Source organism: Neisseria sp. HMSC065D04, assembly GCF_001815675.1.
Lineage (GTDB): Bacteria > Pseudomonadota > Gammaproteobacteria > Burkholderiales > Neisseriaceae > Neisseria.
In genome coordinates this window covers 308-1,289 of record NZ_KV821538.1, presented here as the reverse complement: position 1 = coordinate 1,289, position 982 = coordinate 308, and the positions used below count along the sequence as shown (strand labels likewise).

General features: G+C 54.3%; 1 protein-coding gene. It reads right to left on the bottom strand.

Annotated features, from left to right (window positions below; all coding sequences use genetic code 11):
* The coding region (locus HMPREF3050_RS13720) for an RHS domain-containing protein (protein ID WP_141758438.1) at positions 1 to 982 on the bottom strand (982 nt) is incomplete at both ends.

The following is a 982-nucleotide window of genomic DNA, read 5'->3' as shown; positions in this document are numbered from 1 at the left end:
TGGTTTCCTCTTTCAGACGACCCCAGCCGGTGTAGTTGCCGAACCACAAGAGGTTGCCGTCCTTATCGGTCATCTCTCTTGGGATGCCGATTTGATCGCAGTGGAAGTAGTTGATTTCCTGTTTGCTTTCTCCTTCTCTGTTTGTCCAATCGCGGACTTGGGCTAAAGGCTCGTAGGAATCTTGATCGGCGTAGATATAGGTATACTTGCCGTCTGGGTGGATTTCCTGCAAGAGGTGGCTGCCGTCCCAGACGAAGCGGGTTTGGTTTTCGAGGTCATTCCCGCTTAAATCATGCGGGAATGACGTTTCTGAAACTTCTTCATTTTTCAGACGACCTTTTCCTATCCTTCTGCCCAAGGCATCGTAGCTGTACGTCCACGTTTCTTTCGTGCCGTCTTTTTTGAAGATTTCGGCTTTAACCAGTTGGTCGTGCAGGTCGTAGAAATAGTTCTGTACTTCGCCGTCGGCGAGTTCGCGGTGGATGAGGTTGCCGAGGTCGTCGTAGTAATAGGTCGTGCCGTTGTAGGTTTTCAGGCGGTTGTCGGGGATGACGGAGCGGTCGTCTGAAAGCGGCGCGGCGGTTTTGCCCTCTCCCCGACCCTCTCCCACGGGAGAGGGGGTAGGGTATGGTTTGACCTTTTCCGTCGGGATGTCAAGGATATTGTGCGCGGGGTCGAAGGAGAACAGTTCGTTGCCCGCTTGGGTAATCCTGCCCAGTTTGTCGTACTCGAACTTGGTCGTGCCCGTCCGCTGGTCGGTGCTGTGGGTCAGGTTGCCGGTACGGTCGTAGCCGTAGCTGCGTTTGACGGCGGTTTGGCCATAGCCCGCCGCTACTTTGGTTTTGCCTTTGCCGCCTTCCGTCAAATCATTGAGGGTGGCGATTTGTTTTTTCAGACGACCTAAGGGGTCGAGTTCGTAACGGCTGGCGAGTTTACCCTGTGTGCGGTAGATTTCGCGGTGCAGTTTGTCGCGTTCGATGTC